This is a genomic window from Dyadobacter flavalbus, assembly GCF_006149045.1.
Classification (GTDB): Bacteria; Bacteroidota; Bacteroidia; order Cytophagales; family Spirosomataceae; genus Dyadobacter; species Dyadobacter flavalbus.
The window spans coordinates 35,835-54,898 of sequence record NZ_VBSN01000016.1 but is presented as its reverse complement, the minus strand read 5'-3'; the positions used below and the strand labels follow the sequence as shown (position 1 = coordinate 54,898).

Annotated in this window: 14 protein-coding genes; 12 read left to right on the top strand and 2 right to left on the bottom strand. The window is 44.8% G+C overall.

The genetic code is table 11. From position 1 onward, the window contains the following. Positions 1-85: 85 nt before the first annotated feature. Positions 86-2,962: a PKD domain-containing protein gene (locus FEM33_RS02385; protein ID WP_139010520.1), complete on the bottom strand. Its 2,877-nt coding sequence runs from the start codon at positions 2,960-2,962 to the stop codon at positions 86-88. A gap of 224 nt (positions 2,963-3,186) precedes the next feature. Here FEM33_RS02385 and FEM33_RS02380 point away from each other — a divergent pair, with 224 nt between their 5' ends. Then, positions 3,187-4,218 carry a PorP/SprF family type IX secretion system membrane protein gene (locus FEM33_RS02380; RefSeq protein WP_139010519.1) on the top strand — a complete coding sequence of 344 codons (1,032 nt, stop codon included), beginning with the start codon at positions 3,187-3,189 and terminating at the stop codon, positions 4,216-4,218. A 107-nt stretch (positions 4,219-4,325) separates the two neighbouring features. Continuing rightward, positions 4,326-5,114: an NIPSNAP family protein gene (locus FEM33_RS02375; protein WP_139010518.1), complete on the top strand. Its 789-nt coding sequence runs from the start codon at positions 4,326-4,328 to the stop codon at positions 5,112-5,114. A gap of 91 nt (positions 5,115-5,205) precedes the next feature. Here FEM33_RS02375 and murQ read toward each other — a convergent pair whose 3' ends face one another. Next, entirely contained in the window at positions 5,206-6,015 is an 810-nt protein-coding gene (gene murQ, locus FEM33_RS02370) for an N-acetylmuramic acid 6-phosphate etherase (RefSeq protein ID WP_310588801.1), read from the bottom strand. A 344-nt stretch (positions 6,016-6,359) separates the two neighbouring features. On the opposite strand from murQ, the gene ilvD reads away from it, so the two are divergent. From ilvD to FEM33_RS02320, 10 genes are all read left to right on the top strand, one after another. Next, entirely contained in the window at positions 6,360-8,045 is a 1,686-nt protein-coding gene (ilvD, locus tag FEM33_RS02365; RefSeq protein ID WP_139010517.1) for a dihydroxy-acid dehydratase, read from the top strand. Between the two features lie 57 nt (positions 8,046-8,102). Beyond that, positions 8,103-9,863, top strand: a complete 1,761-nt coding sequence (ilvB, locus tag FEM33_RS02360) for a biosynthetic-type acetolactate synthase large subunit (protein WP_139010516.1) — start codon at positions 8,103-8,105, stop codon at positions 9,861-9,863. Between the two features lie 17 nt (positions 9,864-9,880). Next, the gene (gene ilvN / locus FEM33_RS02355; RefSeq protein WP_138283363.1) at positions 9,881-10,414 is read left to right on the top strand and encodes an acetolactate synthase small subunit; all 534 of its coding nucleotides are present in this window, start codon (positions 9,881-9,883) and stop codon (positions 10,412-10,414) included. A gap of 67 nt (positions 10,415-10,481) precedes the next feature. Continuing rightward, entirely contained in the window at positions 10,482-11,528 is a 1,047-nt protein-coding gene (gene ilvC, locus FEM33_RS02350; RefSeq protein ID WP_139010515.1) for a ketol-acid reductoisomerase, read from the top strand. A 69-nt stretch (positions 11,529-11,597) separates the two neighbouring features. Further along, positions 11,598-12,854 carry a threonine ammonia-lyase gene (gene ilvA / locus FEM33_RS02345; protein ID WP_139010514.1) on the top strand — a complete coding sequence of 419 codons (1,257 nt, stop codon included), beginning with the start codon at positions 11,598-11,600 and terminating at the stop codon, positions 12,852-12,854. 540 nt (positions 12,855-13,394) lie between these two features. Beyond that, positions 13,395-14,210: a hypothetical protein gene (locus tag FEM33_RS02340; protein ID WP_139010513.1), complete on the top strand. Its 816-nt coding sequence runs from the start codon at positions 13,395-13,397 to the stop codon at positions 14,208-14,210. A 30-nt stretch (positions 14,211-14,240) separates the two neighbouring features. Beyond that, positions 14,241-15,101 carry an AraC family transcriptional regulator gene (locus tag FEM33_RS02335; protein ID WP_139010512.1) on the top strand — a complete coding sequence of 287 codons (861 nt, stop codon included), beginning with the start codon at positions 14,241-14,243 and terminating at the stop codon, positions 15,099-15,101. A gap of 182 nt (positions 15,102-15,283) precedes the next feature. Beyond that, positions 15,284-16,687, top strand: a complete 1,404-nt coding sequence (leuC, locus tag FEM33_RS02330) for a 3-isopropylmalate dehydratase large subunit (RefSeq protein ID WP_139010511.1) — start codon at positions 15,284-15,286, stop codon at positions 16,685-16,687. An 84-nt stretch (positions 16,688-16,771) separates the two neighbouring features. Continuing rightward, positions 16,772-17,368, top strand: a complete 597-nt coding sequence (gene leuD, locus FEM33_RS02325) for a 3-isopropylmalate dehydratase small subunit (RefSeq protein ID WP_139010510.1) — start codon at positions 16,772-16,774, stop codon at positions 17,366-17,368. A gap of 83 nt (positions 17,369-17,451) precedes the next feature. After that, positions 17,452-19,023 carry a hydroxymethylglutaryl-CoA lyase-like TIM-barrel protein gene (locus tag FEM33_RS02320; protein WP_139010509.1) on the top strand — a complete coding sequence of 524 codons (1,572 nt, stop codon included), beginning with the start codon at positions 17,452-17,454 and terminating at the stop codon, positions 19,021-19,023. Positions 19,024-19,064: the final 41 nt, after the last annotated feature.

The following is a 19,064-nucleotide window of genomic DNA, read 5'->3' as shown; positions in this document are numbered from 1 at the left end:
ATTAACAGGCATTTGCAGCTTTCAAACTGCAAATGCCGAAATGATTTTAATCAAAAATAACGAATTTTATCCGTAAAAAGAAGGATCAGCGGATGATCATTACAGAGCCGCGCTTTACATACGGGGCACGTTCGGGATAGTACTGGCTTTCATAGGAAAGCACATAAGGATAACTTCCCGGCTGTACTTTTACACCTTTATAAGTGCCGTCCCAGCGGTCTTCAATGTTGTTTGTAGCGTAAATGACTTCTCCCCAGCGGTTGTAAATCCGGATCGAGAAATTGGTATAATAAGCTCCGAAAATCTCCAGAATCTCGTTATGGCCTTCTCCGTCCGGCGTAAATGCATCCGGAATAAAAAACCGCGGTTCACATCTGTCAATGACATTGGTTGTCTGTTGCGCAACGCAGCCCTCTTTGTTGGTTGCCTCTACTGTATAAGTACCTTCCTGATTTACAAGTACCGTTCGCGTTGTATCTCCGGAATGCGGCCAGTTATATGACAATGGCCCCTGACCGTTTGCGTCCAGCATAACGGACTGTCCGTCCGGAATACAAATTGCGTATTCGGGCGCGAGGTTAATAATTGGCGAAGGCAGTTCACCAACCTGGATCGTATCGGAATTGAAGCAATCGTTTCTGTCTTTTACAATGACAAAGTAGGAGCCCGGCTGGCCAACTGTGATGTCTCTGGTCTGTTCGCCTGTGCTCCAGTTGAACTCAATCCATCTTTCACTTTGCACGGACAAGAGTATGGAGCTGTCGCGGCATAAGGTCGTATCCGGCCCGATCGAAAATGCAGGTGGCTTGCGGAGTGTTATTTCAATGGTATCGGCTGAAAAACATTCACCTTCCGGCCCGTTAAAAGCCACTGCAATGTATCTTCCTGTTGCCACTGCATTGTAGGTCTTTTGTCTTCCCACAACCCTTCCGCGATGAATCCATGCATAAACCTCGGCCTGAACATTCATGTCCAGCGGAACAAAATTGCCGCAGGTATCTTTATCCGCACCCAGGTTAATCTGCGGAGGCGTTTCATAAATGGTTACTTCCTGAACAATCGTTGTGTCCTTGCATTTGTTGCTTGCCCGCAGCGCAACCAGGTACGTTCCGGGTTCGGTATAAGTGTAAGTTGCCTTTTGTTCTTTGGAAGGAGCAGTAAAATTGCCGTTTCCGAGAAAATCCCATTGATACGAATCTTCTATCGGGTCGCATATCGGGCTGGCCTGGAATGTCGTCGGTTCATTGGTACAAAATCCATCCGCTTCAAAACCGGGCCCGGACGATTCCTGTGTGAAATCCTGAACCATATTCGGCAAGCCCAGCTTGCTTACTTTCCCGCCCAGATTAACGCCGTCTCTTTCGTAATCCACGCCGGTAAGTGAACTTCCTTCCGGCTCGCCAATCACTGCCAGGTATTCGCTTCCTTCAATGGCCATGTAAATTTTGCCATCGGGAGCAAACTGCAGCGCACCGAAATTCCGGGTAGCCGAACTGTCAATGGTTATGGCCGTTTCTTCCAGAAGGCTGTCGGGCAAAGTAAGGTCGTATTGTTTCAGGTATGAACTTGCACCGTTACCGCCTTTGAATGAAATGTACATTTTTTCACCGCTTGGCGAAAATTCGATACCGTACGCCGTAGGCGGCGCAGGCCCGAGATCAATGGTTTTATCATAAGTAAGAACGCCTGTTGAATCGTTGAAGCTGAAAAGCTCTACATAATTCTGGGGCGGGCCGGGCACAATCACAGCCAGTCTCCGCTGACCGGTTGTACTGTCCGGAGAAGAAAATTTCATGTAACCTTCGGCTTCTGTCGGCGTGTCATGCGGCATACCGAGTTCCGGTGCACTGGTTTCTACCAGTCCGCCTGTTGTTGCATGGAAAATCCGGAATTTATTGGTTCCGTAATCGTGAGAAATAACCCAGTAAGTACTGTCACGGTCGTTGCGTGCAGAAATGATCCGTTCGGTTGTAGGCTGCTGAAGAGTTGTATTTTGCTCAATAATGGCGCCGAGGCCATTATTTCTGCGCATATCCACAACGCTAACTGTTAAAAGCTTTTCGCCGTTGATATCCGAAGTTGTAAAAACATTGAATAAATACTCGCAGCCTTTACAGGTCGGTTGCGGCACAATAAGAACGGACTGCGTGGAATTCGGGCTTCCTTTCAACGGTGCGCAGTTCCCCGGTGAAAAGCACGGCATGACGTCCCCGTTTTTGTTCCATACCGTAATTCCGTCGGAATAAAACAGCAACTGACCTTTGGAATTGGCAATGGCCGATGTTCCTTCGGGCGTATTCAGCTTTCCGTCCGTAATGGGCGTCGGCGGGCTGTTTGAAAAATCAAGTCCCGCATTTCCGCCGAAAAACCATTTGGCACCTTCCTGATTGGCCGGTTCCATACAGATCTTGACATTCACGCGATCCTGTATTTTACAGCCGTTTGGCAGAATCACTTCCACGGAGTAACAGCCAGAACTGTCCACATTCAAAGTTTGTGTCGTGTCGCCTTTCGGGTACCAGACAAACTTTGCGCCGGACGGTGCTCCGTTCGGATAGGGGTCCAGAACAAGCGTATCGCCGGGGCAAATGGTCGTATCTGTTTTCCATTCCTGAAATGAAGGCGGCAATTCACCGATCTGCACCACTTTTGAAACTGTTTCCGTGCCTCCGCCATTTAATGTACGCGTAAGTGTAACGGTATATGAACCCGGCGCAAGATAAGAATGCTGCGCATTGCGGCGTGTATCCGTAGCGCCGCCTTCTCCGAAACTCCATTGCCACGCAACGGCTGTACTCAGCGTATCCCTGAAAGAAGTCGAGTCGGCCTGGCAGTCCGGATTCTGCATGCACTGACCTTCCACAAGAAACGGAACCTGTGCTTTTACTGATACTGCTGCAAGCAATAAAAGAAAGAAAGTCGAATAAAATATTTGTTTGTACTTATTATAAAATCGCCCCATGTTTCGTTACTTGTTCAAACACCCCTGTCCACCACATTTGATATTCAGTTTACCCGACTTTACTAACGAAAATAAAATATTAAAATTTTGTGCGGTAATGTCGTTAAAAGCACTCTAATTTGAATATCAGTACGCAATTTGATGATATTTTGTGAATTTAAATTTGTAATTGTTTTTTGCCTGTTATCCAACCGCTTTTAAAGTGCGGTATTCAATAAAAATTTATGACCAAGTGTTTACTTTTCCTGTTTATACTGACACTGTCCGGCCTTAAAGGTTGGAGTCAGGACCCGCAGTTTTCCCAGTTTTATGCCAATCCGCTTTACCTTAACCCTGCACTCGCAGGCGGGGCGCTGGCGCCGCGGGCAACGATCAATTACCGGAACCAGTGGCCGTCGCTTTCAGCAAATTTTGTAACAACGACGTTTGGCGGAGATGTATTTCTTCCCAATTATAACAGCGGGCTCGGCGTACTTGTAACCATGGACAGCCAGGGTTTGGGAAACCTGAAATCAACCGAACTGGCATTGCAGTATTCCTATCAGATCCAGCTGAATGAACTGACATCTTTGCGTCTTGGCATACAGGGCGGTTTTGCTTCCCGTACACTCGATTATTTCGGGCTGACTTTCGGTGACCAGTATGACAACGGCGGACTTACCGGACAGCCTTCCGAAGATCCGTTTGCACAAGGCGGCCCCAATGTTTTTTATGCAGATTTCGGAACGGGTGCAATGCTGTATTCGGACTGGTACTGGGCGGGGGTTTCGGCACATCATTTAAACAGGCCGAATCAGGCTTTTTCCTCTTTGTCCCAAGCACGTTTGCCGGTAAAAGCGAGTCTGCAGGCCGGTTTGAGGATTCCGTTTGCCGGATATACTTTCCTGGGTGATGAAATTGACAAGGAAAAAACGATTTCACCTGCGATTATGTACAAAAAACAGGGAAAATACGATCAGTTTGATGCCGGCATGTACGTAACTATTGAACCGCTGGTTCTGGGCGCATGGTACCGCGGTATTCCTTTCAAAAAGTATGAAAAGAATATAAACAATCACGAATCGCTGGTTTTTCTTGCAGGTTTCCGTCAGGACAAGTTTTCAATCGGTTACAGTTATGACCTGACGATTTCAACTTTGGGCGCAAGCAGCGGCGGTGCGCATGAAATTTCCTTGTCTTACGTGTTTGCTCCGCTTGATCCGAAACCGAAACGACACAAGAGCAGCAAGAGGCAGCTTTCCTGTCCGAAATTCTGAATCTGTCAATCCGATGAATTTAGGTATGATTTTTTTGGGTAAACGAGGCTTTAAAATGCCTTTGTCTATTTCAAAAACTATCCATAATTTATAAATTGTTGATTAACATGATTAAGTTTTCCAAACTAAACCTTATCGTTACCCTTTTCTTCTTAGCGATTACTTTAAATGCCGTTGCAGCCAAGCCAAAAAGAGAGTATTATGAAATAAAAATGTATCAGCTGAAAGGGCCGGAACAGCTTGCACGTGTGGAAAGCTATCTGAAAGATGCCTACATTCCCGCCATGCACCGCGCAGGTATCAAAAATATCGGTGTTTTCATGCCCGTTGAATCGGATACGTCCGCAGGAAAACTGATTTATGTTTTTACACCATTAAAGTCACTCGATCAGCTTGTATCGCTTCCGAAAACGCTGGAAAAAGATGCCGCTTACCTTTCAGCCGGAAAGGATTACATTGATGCCGAGTATAAAAATCCGCCTTACGTACGCATTAAATCAACGGTTCTGCAGGCTTTTGAAAAAGCGCCTATGATGAAAAAACCCAATCTGACTTCACCGAAAAGCGAGCGTATTTACGAGCTGAGAAGTTATGAAGGCCATACTGAAAAGATTTACCGGAATAAAGTAAAGATGTTCAATGATGGCAATGAAGTCGGGATTTTTGATCGTCTGGGATTCAATGCCGTGTTTTATGCAGAAGTTATTGCCGGCGCAACCATGCCAAACCTGATGTATATGACCACATTTTCTGACAAGGCTTCCCGCGATGCACACTGGAAATCTTTCGGTGATGATGCAGAATGGGGAAAAGTAAAATCAATGCCTGAGTATCAGAATAATGTTTCTAAAAATGTAACGCTGTTTTTACATCCGGCTGAGTACTCAGATATCTAATCAGTTCAGAGTTTAAATAAAAAGGGATGAATATCAGCAGCTGTGCTCTGATTTCATCCCTTTTTATTTTTCACTTTTTACTTTTAATTATTTAAGCCTGTTTTCCGTATGCTTCAATGGAGGCCCGTACACTTCCGTATTCATTCAAAAGCGATTCTGCTTCTTCCGGTGACACATTTATTTCATCTGTAATCATTTTCAGGGCCCGGTTTACAAGTTTTTCATTCGTCAGCTGCATATCGACCATCTTATTGCCTTTTACCTTTCCAAGCCGGATCATCACTGCGGTTGAAATCATGTTCAGCACCAATTTTTGAGCTGTTCCGGCTTTCATCCGTGTACTTCCTGTCAGAAATTCAGGACCTACAACGACTTCCACGGGAAATTCCGCTGCTTTTGCCACTGCCGAACCGTCATTGCACACAACGCATCCGGTGAGCAGGCCTGCTTTCCGCGCTTCATTCAGGCCGCCGATTACATAAGGCGTTCTTCCCGAAGCTGCTATTCCGATTAATGTATCGTTCGCATTCGGCTTGTAAACAGCAAGATCAATCCACGCCTGATTCCAGTCGTCTTCTGCATTTTCCACCGCTTTTCGGATGGCCGTGTCGCCGCCTGCAATTATTCCTACAACCAGATCAAAAGGAACACCAAAAGTTGGCGGGCATTCGGAAGCATCCACGACTCCGAGCCTTCCGCTTGTTCCTGCGCCGATGTAAAACAGCCGTCCGCCTTTCTTCATACGCGGAACAATCTGCGAAACCAGCGCTTCAATCTGCGGAATTGATTTTTGAACTGCGTTCGGAACTGTTTGGTCTTCTGTATTAATGGAGGTCAAAATGTCTTTGACGCTCATTTTTTCCAGATCATTATAGCTGGAAGGCGATTCTGTTGTCATCATTTGAATGGCGATTTTAATAAATCAAAAATAAATGTTTTCCGATTACTATTCTTTACCAAGGATAAATTTGGTATTTATCATAGAATATTGTCAAATAATCATGTTAATGTTTGGAAAATAAAAAGATACCCTTCTAATTTGTATCAAATACTAACAGTTAGCGAAATTTCGCTGCAATTTAGTATTCCGCTATTAACTGTTAGTGTAATTCTCATGAAACTGTTTGCAATTACTCTCTTATCCATTTTGGTCACGTCAAAGGCGTGAGTGGGATGACAGCATATATCTGGCACCTCACTCACGGCAAAGAGTGAGGTGTTTTTATTTATAACAAAAATTCACCAATGGCGACTGAACTGAACAAATTTTCAAAAACCCTTACCCAGGAAGTTACAAACCCGGCTGCACAGGCAATGCTGTACGGCATCGGACTGAAAGAGGAAGATCTTGCCAAGCCACAAATCGGAATTGCCAGTACGGGTTACGAAGGAAATCCCTGCAACATGCACCTGAACGGACTTTCCGTTTATGTAAAGCAGGGTGTTACGGCAAATGATATGGTTGGTCTGATCTTTAATACAATCGGTGTTTCCGACGGAATGACCAATGGCAACGACGGCATGCGTTATTCGCTGCCAAGCCGCGATATCATTGCCGATTCGATTGAAACGGTTGTTTCTGCTCAATGGTACGACGGTGTAATTGCTGTCGTTGGTTGTGACAAAAACATGCCCGGCGCAGTAATGGCCATGGCCAGGCTCGACAGACCAGCCATTATGGTATATGGCGGAACCATCCGTTCGGGGCATTATAAAGGTCAGAAACTGGATATTGTTTCGGCGTTTGAAGCACTGGGTAAAAAGTTTGCAAACAACATTTCAGACGAAGATTTTAAAGGTGTAATCCAGAACTCGATTCCGGGCCAAGGTGCCTGCGGCGGGATGTATACGGCCAATACAATGGCTGCATCCATAGAAGCTATGGGATTGAGCCTTCCTTTCAGCAGTTCGTATCCGGCCACGCATGAAGGCAAGCAGGAAGAGTGCAAAAAGATAGGAACAGCAATGAAAAAGTTGCTGGAACTGAATATTACGCCAAAAGATATCATTACCAAAAAGTCGCTTGAAAATGCCCTGACACTCGTGATGGCACTAGGCGGTTCTACCAATGCGGCGCTGCATTTTCTTGCGATTGCACGTTCGGCAGGCCTTTCGCTGACTTTGGATGATATTCAGGAAATTTCGGATCGCACTCCGTTCATTGCGGATCTGAAGCCAAGCGGAAAGTACTATATGGAAGATCTGCTTGGAATCGGTGGTGTTCCGGCGGTCATGAAATATCTGTATTCCAAAGGTCTGATTCACGGAGACTGTATAACGGTAACAGGCAGAACGCTGGCGGAAGACCTTGCGGAAGCGCCTGATCTGAATTTTGAAACACAGAAAATTGTATTCCCGCTTGAAGAGCCAATGAAACCGAGCGGACATATACAGGTTATGTACGGAAACCTGGCGCCTACCGGTGCAGTTGCCAAAATAACCGGTAAAGAAGGAATGACTTTCAGCGGTGAAGCAAAAATATGCGAGCACGAGTCGGAAATTATTTCTGCTTTGGCAAATGGTGAAATCAAGCCCGGCCATGTTGTTGTAATCCGCAATGCAGGCCCAAAAGGCGGCCCGGGCATGTCGGAAATGCTGAAACCGACTTCTGCCGTAATCGGCGCCGGTTTGGGTGATAAAATCGCATTGATCACAGATGGCCGTTTTTCAGGCGGAACACACGGTTTTGTTGTAGGGCATATTACACCGGAAGCTTTTGACGGCGGTCCGATTGCCTTGGTAAAAGATGGTGACAGGATCAGCATTGATGCAAATACCCGCCAGCTTACATTGCATATTACGGACGAGGAAATGGCTTCCCGGAAAGCAGCATGGGTGCAGCCTGCACCACGGTTTACTAAAGGAATGCTGGGAAGATATATCAGAACCGTAAAGTCGGCAAGCGAAGGCTGTGTGACGGACGAGGCATAGCAGCAGCTGACAATACAAAATCCAGAAAATTCATCGGACTAAATAAAAAGACAGGTCATGGAATTCAATGAAAATCAAACACAAACAATACTGGTCGCTGAGCCCAAGGTTTCGATTGACAAACCTGAACTTATCAACGGTTCGCATGCGCTGATCCGCTCATTGATTGAGGAAGATGTGGAAACGATCTTCGGATATCCCGGAGGAGCCATTATGCCGGTTTACGATGCCATTTATGATTATCAGGATCAAATCAATCATATTCTGGTCCGTCACGAACAGGGCGCTGCACATGCGGCGGAAGGCTTTGCCAGAATGACCGGTAAAGTAGGTGTTTGTCTCGTTACTTCCGGGCCGGGCGCTACCAATATGGTAACGGGAATTGCAGATGCTATCATCGACTCCACGCCTATGGTATGCGTGATCGGACAAGTTGCGGCGCATTTGCTGGGAACCGATGCTTTTCAGGAAACGGATGTAATCGGTATAACCATCCCGATCACAAAATGGAATTATCAGATTACAAGAGCTGATGAAATTCCTGAAATTATGGCCAAAGCGTTTTACATAGCAAAATCCGGCCGTCCGGGACCTGTTTTGATTGATATAACCAAAAATGCGCAGCAGGAACTGATGTCAAAATCATATTCCTATAAAAAATGCGAAAGTCTGATCAGCTATCGCCCGCGCCTTGCTCCGAAACAGCATCAGGTGGAAGCTGCCGCAAAACTGATCAATGAAGCAAAACGCCCGTTTCTTTTCGTGGGCCATGGCGTGCAGATTGCCAATGCTGAACAGGAGCTGCTGGCGTTTATCGAAAAAACGGATGTTCCGGCAGCATCTACATTACTGGGTTTATCTTCTGTTTCCGTTGACCATCCGAACTATGTAGGCTGGCTGGGTATGCACGGCAATTACGGAACGAATGTGCTTACCAATCAATGTGATGTCATTATTGCCATCGGAATGCGCTTTGACGACCGTGTAACCGGGGATCTCACGCGTTATGCAAAGCAGGCAAAAGTAGTTCACATTGAAATAGATCCTGCCGAAATCGACAAAATCGTGAAGGCCGATGCGCCGGTTGTAGGCGATGCGAAGAAAGCACTTGAAATGCTGCTGCCGCTTTTGAAAGAAAACAGACATGAAGCATGGCGTGCCGAATTCAAGAAATTCGATGTCATTGAATATGAAAAGATTACTAAGCCTGAATTGGCTCCTACAACGGAGAAAATAAAAATGGCCGAAGTGATCCGTAAGCTTTCAGATAAAACAAAAGGCGAAGCGGTGATCGTTGCGGACGTTGGCCAGCATCAGATGATGACTGCACGTTATTATGAGTTCAAAAAACCGAATTCGTTCATTACTTCGGGCGGACTGGGAACAATGGGTTTTGCTTTGCCTGCTGCGTTCGGGGCCAAAGTGGGCGCGCCTGAGCGGGAAGTGGTGGCAATGATCGGTGACGGCTGTTTCCAGATGACCATTCAGGAGCTCGGAACCATTGCGCAAAGCGGACTGCCGGTGAAAATCATCATTCTGAACAATAACTTTTTGGGAATGGTAAGACAATGGCAGCAGCTTTTTCATCAGAAACGCTATTCGTTTGTGGAACTTCAGAATCCTGATTTTATAACGATTGCCAAAGGCTTCGGAATCGACGGACATACGTGCGGGTCCAGAGAAGAACTGAACGAGTCGCTGGACAAAATGCTGGCTTCCGACAAGCCTTACTTGCTGGAAGTACTTGTTGAAAAAGAGGAAAACGTATTCCCGATGGTTCCGACAGGAGCTTGCGTGGCCGATATCAGATTAGAATGATTTAAATAAAAGTAGTCATGACAACTTACACGATTTGTGTCTTTACTGAAAACACGATTGGTATTCTTAACAAGATTACAACAATCCTGACACGCCGCCGCATTAATATTGAAAGCCTTACCGTTTCCGAAACCGAACGCAAGGGAATTTCACGTTTTACGATTGTGATCCGTCACGAATCCCGCGATGCAGTTGAAAAGCTCGTCCGCCAGATCCGGAAGGTAATAGAAGTACTTGCCGTTTTCGGTTATCTCAACAACGATATTGTTTATAACGAAATCGCATTGTTCAAGATTTCAACGCCGATCGGTGCAAAACCGCTGGATATTGAAACCATCAACAAGGTTTATAAAGCATGGGTCGTTTACTGGCATCTTACTTACGTCATTATCCAGAAGACGGGAACAGAAGAAGAAATCTTTGAATTTTTTGATTACATCAAGCCGCATGAAATCCTGGAATTTGTAAGATCGGGAAGGGTTGCGGTGAGCAAGTCGCCTCAAACGCTTGTGGATTATCTTCCGGAAGCAGAGTGGGAGTATTATCAGTAATCCTGTAATTTTTAGTAGTATTGTTTTTTAATTCGTAGTAAATCAAATTAATCCAATCCAATAATCAATGGCAAAATTAAATTTCGGCGGGGTCGAAGAAGAAGTAGTAACCCGTGAAGAATTTCCTCTTGAAAAAGCACGCGAAGTACTTTCTAATGAAACCATCGCTGTAATCGGTTACGGCGTACAAGGTCCGGGCCAGAGCCTGAACATGCGTGACAACGGATTCAACGTGATCGTTGGACAACGCAAAGGCGGTAAATCATGGGACAAAGCCGTTGCAGACGGATGGGTTCCTGGCGAAACGCTTTTTGAACTGGAAGAAGCACTGGCAAAAGGAACGATCATTTGCTACCTGCTTTCGGACGCCGCCCAGATTGAATTATGGCCAACCGTTAAAGCAAATTTAACTGCCGGAAAATCATTGTATTTCTCACACGGCTTTGGTGTAACGTATAAGGATCAGACAGGAATCGTTCCTCCTGCCGACGTAGACGTATACCTTGTAGCTCCAAAAGGATCGGGAACTTCACTGCGCCGCCTGTTTGTAGAAGGAAAAGGATTGAACTCTTCATTTGCTGTTTTCCAGGATGCAACCGGCAAAGCACGTGAAAAATGCATTGCAATGGGTATCGGCGTAGGTTCCGGTTACCTTTTTGAAACGGATTTCTACCGTGAAGTAACTTCCGACCTTACCGGCGAGCGCGGAACACTTATGGGTGCCATTCAGGGAATTTTCGCTGCACAGTATGAAGTGCTTCGTTCCAACGGACACTCTCCATCCGAGGCATTCAACGAAACAGTAGAAGAGCTTACGCAATCGCTGATGCCGCTTGTTGCTGAAAACGGAATGGACTGGATGTACGCAAACTGCTCTACAACGGCACAGCGCGGTGCACTGGACTGGTGGAAACCTTTCCGCGATGCTACAAAACCTGTTTTCGAACAACTTTACAATTCTGTAAAAAGCGGCGAGCAGGCTAAAATCTCCATTACACGTAACTCGCAACCGGATTACCGTGTGAAGCTGGAAGAGGAACTGGCCGAATTGCGCGATTCGGAAATGTGGCAGGCTGGATCAACTGTACGTGGTTTACGTCCGGAACGCAGCTAATCATAATATTTGCATATCAGAAAATACCGGGCTTTACGAATTTCGTAAAGCTCTTTTCTTTTCCAACACATGAATACTTCACTCCAGACACCGACTTTAGACAATATATTTCTTGCAGCTGAAAGGCTCCGCGGGGTTATTAATCATACGCCCATATTTTACAATGCCCATTTATCGGAACAGTATCAGGCGAATATTTACCTGAAAAGAGAAGATCTTCAGACGGTTCGTTCCTACAAAATCAGAGGGGCGTATAATAAAATGGCCAGTATGTCCGCGGAAGAACTGACAGCGGGAGTCGTATGTGCAAGTGCCGGAAACCATGCGCAGGGTGTTGCTTATGCCTGCCGGAAAATGGAGGTGAAAGGAGCTATTTTCATGCCGACGACTACGCCGGCGCAGAAAGTAAAGCAAGTAAGATTATTCGGAAAGGAATGGATTGAAATTCATCTGGTCGGTGATACGTACGACGATGCTTATTATGCTTCTAAAGAGTATCAGACACTTACAAACGCCATTTTTGTCCATCCTTTTGACGATCTGCAGGTTATAGAAGGGCAAGGAACCGTCGGGCTGGAAATTTTCAAGGATGCTGATTTCAAGATTGATTATCTGCTCATGGCCATTGGCGGCGGCGGGTTGGCTTCGGGCATTTCCACTGTTTTCAAGCAGCTTTCTCCCAAGACAAAATTGATCGGCGTAGAGCCCGAAGGTTCGCCGACGATGTACAATTCCATTGGCGAAGGACAGGTGGTTACATTGAAACAGATCGACAAGTTTGTGGATGGTGCTGCGGTCGGAAGGGCGGGAGAAATAACCTTTGAAGTCTGCCGCGAGAGCCTGAACAAGATTTTGCTCGTACCGGAAGGCAAGGTATGTTCTTCTATTTTACAGCTTTATAACGAGGAAGCCATTGTAGCGGAGCCGGCCGGCGCGCTGACCGTTGCAGCGCTCGATTTTATCAAAGATGAAATTAAAGGAAAAAACGTGGTTGCACTGATCAGCGGAGGCAACAATGACATTACGCGTACGGAAGAAATCAAGGAACGTTCACTGCTTTACGAAGGACTGAAGCATTATTTTATCATCCGTTTTCCGCAGCGCTCGGGCGCATTCCGGGAGTTTCTGAATGTACTGGGACCAAATGACGACATTGCCCGTTTTGAATACGTCAAGAAAACCAACCGGGAACAAGGGCCTGCGTTAGTCGGCATTGAGCTAAAAAACCGGGAAGATTTTGCACCGCTGATCGAGCGAATGGATGAAAACCGTATTGTATATGAATACCTGAACGATCAGCCGGATTTGTTTCAGTTTATGGTGTAGAACAATTAGTATATTTATGTAAATATAATTTTATGTTTGCCGTTTACTTTATGTAGAGAGTCAGCATTTGTTATATAAGATTTTTTGAAGCCAGTGACAAAGAAATCAACCTTTCTTATAAGATCTTCTTCTAACGGCCTTGCTAAAATTACAGCTGCCAAATAAAAATTATATTACCATTTATCATACACTTTCAATATGTTTCTTCATTTTACTCGCGTTACTTTTTTATTGTCCGGAATTTTTTCATTCATTTTCTCCGTTTCCACTTTATCAAATGCAAATGGCCAAGGTAAATTAGTTGAAGGCTATATTATAACCACTCAAAAAGATACGATTTTTGGCTCGGTGAGAGATGAAGGATGGACTGCAAGCCCTGCTAAAATTCAATTTAAAAAGAAAGAAAGTTTTGTTGAAGAGCAGTATTTAGCGGAACAAATAGCAGCATTCTGTATGCTGTCAAACAAGGCGATATACAAGAGTAAAAAAATCGGAATCCGAAATATAACGCTGGAGCAAATCTATAAGACAGCTCCGTCTATGATTGCAAAAGATTCCATTCATATTTTTTTACAGGAAATTGTAACCGGAGAAAAGGCGTCTTTATTTGAATATGTTGAACTTACAGAAGTATCCCGCTTTTTTGTCGAGAAAGAAAAACAGCTAACCGAACTTTATTATTATCCTTTTTACAAGGAAGTCAATAATAAGAAATATCTGCTGATCTATGATGATTATAAAAGACAATTAAAAAGTTTGACTTTCGATTCCGAAACGTTCAAATCTCCAATTCCTGAATACCAGGAAAAGTCTCTGAAAAAATATATTGAACAATATAATCAGTCCTTAACCGGCGAAATAAAAGTCTATGTTGCGGATGACAATAAAGTTAAATATGATCTGGATGTAAACTTGGGAAGTGAAAACTGGAATTCACCTTATTTAAATATGAGCAATGAATTTACATATGGAATTGGTCTTAGAATAACACTGCCCAGAAGATTTCAAAACAGGTATTTCCGGCTGAATGTATTTATGACGCCGGGCTTGACTATTCGCTACGATAATACTTATTCAGAGAAGATTACATTGAAAACCTTTGAGGCTGCCATGGGCAGTTACATCGGTTCGGGAGTAATACGGCCGTATCTTGGGTTTAATTACAGCGGCGTATACAGAAACTATCGCTCAACGTTTCTGGGAATGCATGGAGGCATCAGTTACAAACGTCGTTTGAATCTGGAAGTAGGGCATCTTGCAAATTTCTATTCTGTATTTGGAGAGTCTGAATTCTTTAACAAACCCAGAATCAGTCTTCATTACATGATAAGTATTGACAATCTGTTTAAAAAATGATTTCTGTCCTAACAATTTCCATATAGTACCTTGCTGCGCGTTCCGTCCGATATCAGCTCTCAGGAATTTGAGTCCCTGAAAATTCAGGATATGACTTTTGTTGCATACCGCAATGAAGTTTATCCTTCCAAGTACGATGTGTTTTTTGAAGAGCATGCGGTCATTGTTGTGCTGGAAGGGGAAAAACGCTTTACAAGTCCGACGCAGGAAGTGCATGTGGAAAAAGGCGATATTCTGTTTATTCAAAGGGGTTTTTACCTGATGTCGGAATCCATTAATGAATCCTATAAAAGTCTTGTATTTTTCTTTGATGAAAAACTGCTGAAAGAATTCGTCAGCCTGCATCCCGAGCTTTTTAATCCGGACGTAGCGGTTACAATTTTTGAAAATCCGATTCTGCTGCTGAAATCCGATGACAATTTTGAAAAGTTCATCCAATCCGTATTTCCATATTTCCGGTCCAGAACGGATTTGAAAAACCATTTTCTCCGGCTGAAATTTCAGGAGCTGCTGCTGCATTTGCTGGAACTTGATAATTCCAAACAGCTGCGTGCCATTCTTTACAGTTTGTACAAAGGCGAAAAAGTGGACCTGTCGTTTCTGATGAACAGTTATTACCTTAAACCGCTTACATTAAATGAACTGGCACGGCTTTCCGGCCGAAGTCTGTCCGCTTTCAAAAGGGATTTTCAGGATGAATTCCATACTTCGCCGGCATTATGGCTTAAAAACAAACGCCTTGATTATGCAGATTTTCTGCTGCGGAACAGTACCAGAAACGTTTCGGAGATCAGTACGGAAATCGGCTATGAAAGCGTTTCGCATTTTATTAAAACGTATAAAGATAAATTTGGCATGACGCCCAAAAAACACACGGAACTGAAACAATAAAGATTTCCGTTCAAAGTGTACGTCCAAACCAGAATCGCTATTTTTTGAGCCTTTAACGTTATCCTTATTCCTTATAATTTTCTCTACTTTGTATTGTCATTTCTCCTTTAAGGAAATTGCATTTTACACAGTCATTTCTTTGAAGCCAGTATTGCAGAGGCGAAATTTTTAATTTATAGAAAATGAGTAATCAAGCGAGTACCCTTTTTGACAAAGTGTGGGATGCACACGTTGTCCGTAAAATTGAAGACGGTCCGGATGTGTTTTTTATAGACCGTCATTTTATCCATGAAGTAACAAGTCCGGTGGCTTTCCTCGGACTCGAAAGCAGAAATATTGGCGTCATGTACCCGGAACGTACATTTGCCACTGCCGATCATAACACACCCACAATTAACCAGCATCTTCCTGTTCAGGACCCGCTTTCTGCCAATCAGCTGAAAGCACTGGAAACAAATTCAGCCAAATACGGCATTTCACACTGGGGCCTTGGCCATGCAAGAAATGGTATTGTCCACGTTGTAGGCCCTGAAAACGGGATTACATTGCCGGGAATGACGATTGTCTGCGGTGACTCGCATACGTCTACGCACGGCGCATTTGGTGCCATTGCATTTGGAATCGGTACTTCGGAAGTTGAAATGGTGCTTTCATCGCAATGCATCATGCAGCCGAAGCCAAAGAAAATGCGTGTGAATGTCAACGGTACGTTAGGCAAAGGCGTTACGCCGAAAGACGTCACTTTGTATATTATTTCCAAGCTGACGACTGCGGGCGCAACGGGTTATTTTGTAGAATATGCCGGCGACGTATTCCGTAACATGAGCATGGAAGGTCGTATGACCGTTTGCAATATGAGTATTGAAATGGGTGCACGCGGCGGTATGATCGCTCCGGACGAAACCACATTTGCTTATATCAACGGCCGTGAACAGGCTCCGAAAGGCGAGAAGTGGGACAAAGCGCTTGCTTACTGGAAAACATTGAAAACAGACGAAGGTGCTGTTTTTGACAAGGAATATACTTTCGACGCGGCAGAGATAGAACCGATGATTACGTACGGAACCAATCCGGGAATGGGCCAGGGCATATCCAGAGCAATTCCTACTTCGGATCAGGTAGAAGGCGGAAAGGCTACGTATGACAAGTCATTGAACTACATGGGTTTTCATGAAAATGAATCCATGCTGGGCAAAAAAATCGATTACGTCTTTATAGGAAGCTGTACAAACGGCCGTATCGAGGATTTCCGTGCATTTGCATCCATTGTAAAAGGCCGTAAAAAAGCGGACAATGTAACGGCATGGGTTGTGCCGGGTTCGCATATTGTTGAGGCACAAATCAAGGAAGAAGGAATTCTGGACATCCTTACCGATGCAGGGTTTGAACTGCGCCAGCCGGGATGTTCCGCTTGTCTTGCCATGAACGATGATAAAATTCCGGCCGGAAAATATGCGGTGAGTACGTCGAACCGCAATTTTGAAGGGCGTCAGGGTCCGGGTGCACGTACACTGCTGGCCAGTCCGCTCGTTGCTGCTGCCGCTGCTGTAACAGGAGTCGTTACGGATCCCCGCGAGCTTCTTTAATTTTAATTTCCGGCTCATTTGAAATTCAGTTAAAATATAAACGCTGGCATAATGCTATTTCCCAATAGCTGACAGCTCATAACCATGGCTTACGATAAATTCACAATATTAAGAAGTACTGCAGTTCCGCTGCCGATCGAAAACGTTGATACGGACCAGATTATACCGGCCCGCTTTCTGAAAGCTACAAAGCGTGAAGGTTTTGGTGATAACCTTTTCAGGGACTGGCGCTACAATGGAGACGATACGCCAAAGCAGGACTTTGTTCTGAACAATCCGATTTATTCCGGGAAAATCCTTGTCGGAGGCCACAATTTCGGAAGCGGATCGAGCCGGGAACATGCTGCCTGGGCTATTTATGATTACGGTTTCCGCTGCGTGGTTTCCAGCTTTTTTGCCGATATTTTTAAAGGTAACTCGCTGAATATCGGTATTTTGCCAGTACAAGTAAGTGCTGCATTTCTGGATAAAATATTTCTTGCCATTGAAGCTGATCCCAATGCAGAACTGGAAGTAAATCTTCCTGACCAGAAAATTACAATTCTTTCCACAGGCGAAAGCGAATCATTTGACATCAATGGCTATAAAAAGCACAATCTGATGAATGGCTTTGATGATATTGATTATCTTCAGGCTATGAAAAATGAAATTAGGGAGTTTGAAACCGAGAGAATTTACTAAAATGGTATCGGCAGTTGGCTGCGGGCAATCGGCTTCTTTACCGTTACTGCCGGAAGCGAACGGCCGGTAAGCCGAAAGCTCCTATGAACAGCCGCTATATTGAAATAATGGATACGACACTCCGCGATGGTGAGCAAACCAGCGGAGTGTCTTTTTCTGCTTCAGAAAAACTGACCATTGCACAAATCCTGCTTCAGGAAGTAAAAGTGGACCGTATTGAAGTTGCTTCTGCCCGTGTTTCGGAAGGAGAATTTCAGGCGGTGAAGCAAATTACGGATTGGGCAAGAAGCAATGGTTTCCTGGATAAAATTGAAGTCCTGACGTTTGTGGACGGAGATGCTTCCATTAACTGGATGCTTCAGGCAGGTGCCAGAGTGATGAATCTTCTGACCAAAGGTTCGCTGAATCACTTGAAATACCAGTTAAAGAAAACGCCGCAGCAGCATTTTGAAGACATCCGCAATGTCATTGAACTGGCCGAAGCCAGCGGAATTGCATGCAATGTGTATCTGGAAGACTGGAGCAACGGCATGCGGAATTCGCCGGAGTACGTTTTTGCTTCGCTGGACTTTCTGACAACGCAGCCTGTCAGAAGAATTTTGCTTCCGGATACTTTGGGCATCCTTACGCCTGCGGAATCCTATGCTTTTGTAAAGGCCATTGTAGACCGTTACCCAAATCATCATTTCGAGTTTCATGCGCATAACGACTACGATCTGAGTGTTGCCAATGTAATGGAAGCTTTGAAGGCGGGCGCGCACGGGCTGCATCTTACCGTAAACGGAATGGGTGAAAGAACCGGAAATGCGCCGCTTGCGAGTACAATTGCTGTTATAAACGACCTGATGCCGGAATATAAAACTTCGGTTAACGAGCGCTCGCTTTATTCGATCAGCAAGTTGATTGAGACATTTTCAGGCATACGGATTCCAGCCAATAAACCGATCGTCGGAGAAAGTGTTTTTACACAAACAGCCGGCATTCATGCAGACGGCGATAAAAAAAACAATCTCTATTTCAGCAAGTTGATGCCTGAACGCTTTGGCCGTCAGCGCTTGTATGCATTGGGCAAAACTTCGGGCAAAGCCAATATTGAAAATAACCTCAGAGATCTTGGCATAACACTTTCCGATTCGGATCTGCGGAAAGTCACACAGCGGATTATCGAGCTTGGCGACAGAAAAGAAGCCGTAACGCCGGAAGATCTTCCGTATATTATTTCGGATATTCTTGCGAGCAATGCCATTGAGGAAAAAGTGGTGATTGTAAATTATGTCCTTACGCATTCCAAAAATCTGAAGCCTTCGGCTACTTTGCAGATAAAATTCGGCGATGAGGTTTACGAGGAAAATGCACAGGGCGACGGTCAGTATGATGCGTTTATGAATGCACTTAAAAAAATATACTGTCAGAAAGGGATCAGCCTTCCGATGCTGACCGACTATGCCGTGCGCATTCCGCCGGGCGGAAAAACGGATGCACTCTGCGAAACGATTATAACCTGGGAAATTAACGGAAAGGATGTGAAAACACGGGGTCTGGATTCGGACCAGACTGTCTCTGCGATTATGGCTACCCAGAAAATGCTGAACCTGATCGGTATTCCGAACGCTCCGCAGTTGATTTCGGAAGTCCCGCTGATTAATGCTTTATAGATAAAACCATAACTTTTTAAGGCTGCTTACAAATAAATCTG

Excerpts from the sequence above, each read along its gene's own strand:
- ilvD (WP_139010517.1), top strand. The coding sequence starts at position 6,360 with ATGGCGACTGAACTGAACAAATTTTCAAAAACCCTTACCCAGGAAGTT.
- FEM33_RS02320 (WP_139010509.1), top strand. The coding sequence starts at position 17,452 with ATGAACAGCCGCTATATTGAAATAATGGATACGACACTCCGCGATGGT.
- ilvA (WP_139010514.1), top strand. The coding sequence starts at position 11,598 with ATGAATACTTCACTCCAGACACCGACTTTAGACAATATATTTCTTGCA.
- FEM33_RS02385 (WP_139010520.1), bottom strand. The coding sequence starts at position 2,962 with ATGGGGCGATTTTATAATAAGTACAAACAAATATTTTATTCGACTTTC.
- FEM33_RS02375 (WP_139010518.1), top strand. The coding sequence starts at position 4,326 with ATGATTAAGTTTTCCAAACTAAACCTTATCGTTACCCTTTTCTTCTTA.
- ilvN (WP_138283363.1), top strand. The coding sequence starts at position 9,881 with ATGACAACTTACACGATTTGTGTCTTTACTGAAAACACGATTGGTATT.
- murQ (WP_310588801.1), bottom strand. The coding sequence starts at position 6,015 with ATGATGACAACAGAATCGCCTTCCAGCTATAATGATCTGGAAAAAATG.
- ilvB (WP_139010516.1), top strand. The coding sequence starts at position 8,103 with ATGGAATTCAATGAAAATCAAACACAAACAATACTGGTCGCTGAGCCC.
- leuC (WP_139010511.1), top strand. The coding sequence starts at position 15,284 with ATGAGTAATCAAGCGAGTACCCTTTTTGACAAAGTGTGGGATGCACAC.
- ilvC (WP_139010515.1), top strand. The coding sequence starts at position 10,482 with ATGGCAAAATTAAATTTCGGCGGGGTCGAAGAAGAAGTAGTAACCCGT.
- FEM33_RS02380 (WP_139010519.1), top strand. The coding sequence starts at position 3,187 with ATGACCAAGTGTTTACTTTTCCTGTTTATACTGACACTGTCCGGCCTT.
- FEM33_RS02340 (WP_139010513.1), top strand. The coding sequence starts at position 13,395 with ATGATTGCAAAAGATTCCATTCATATTTTTTTACAGGAAATTGTAACC.
- leuD (WP_139010510.1), top strand. The coding sequence starts at position 16,772 with ATGGCTTACGATAAATTCACAATATTAAGAAGTACTGCAGTTCCGCTG.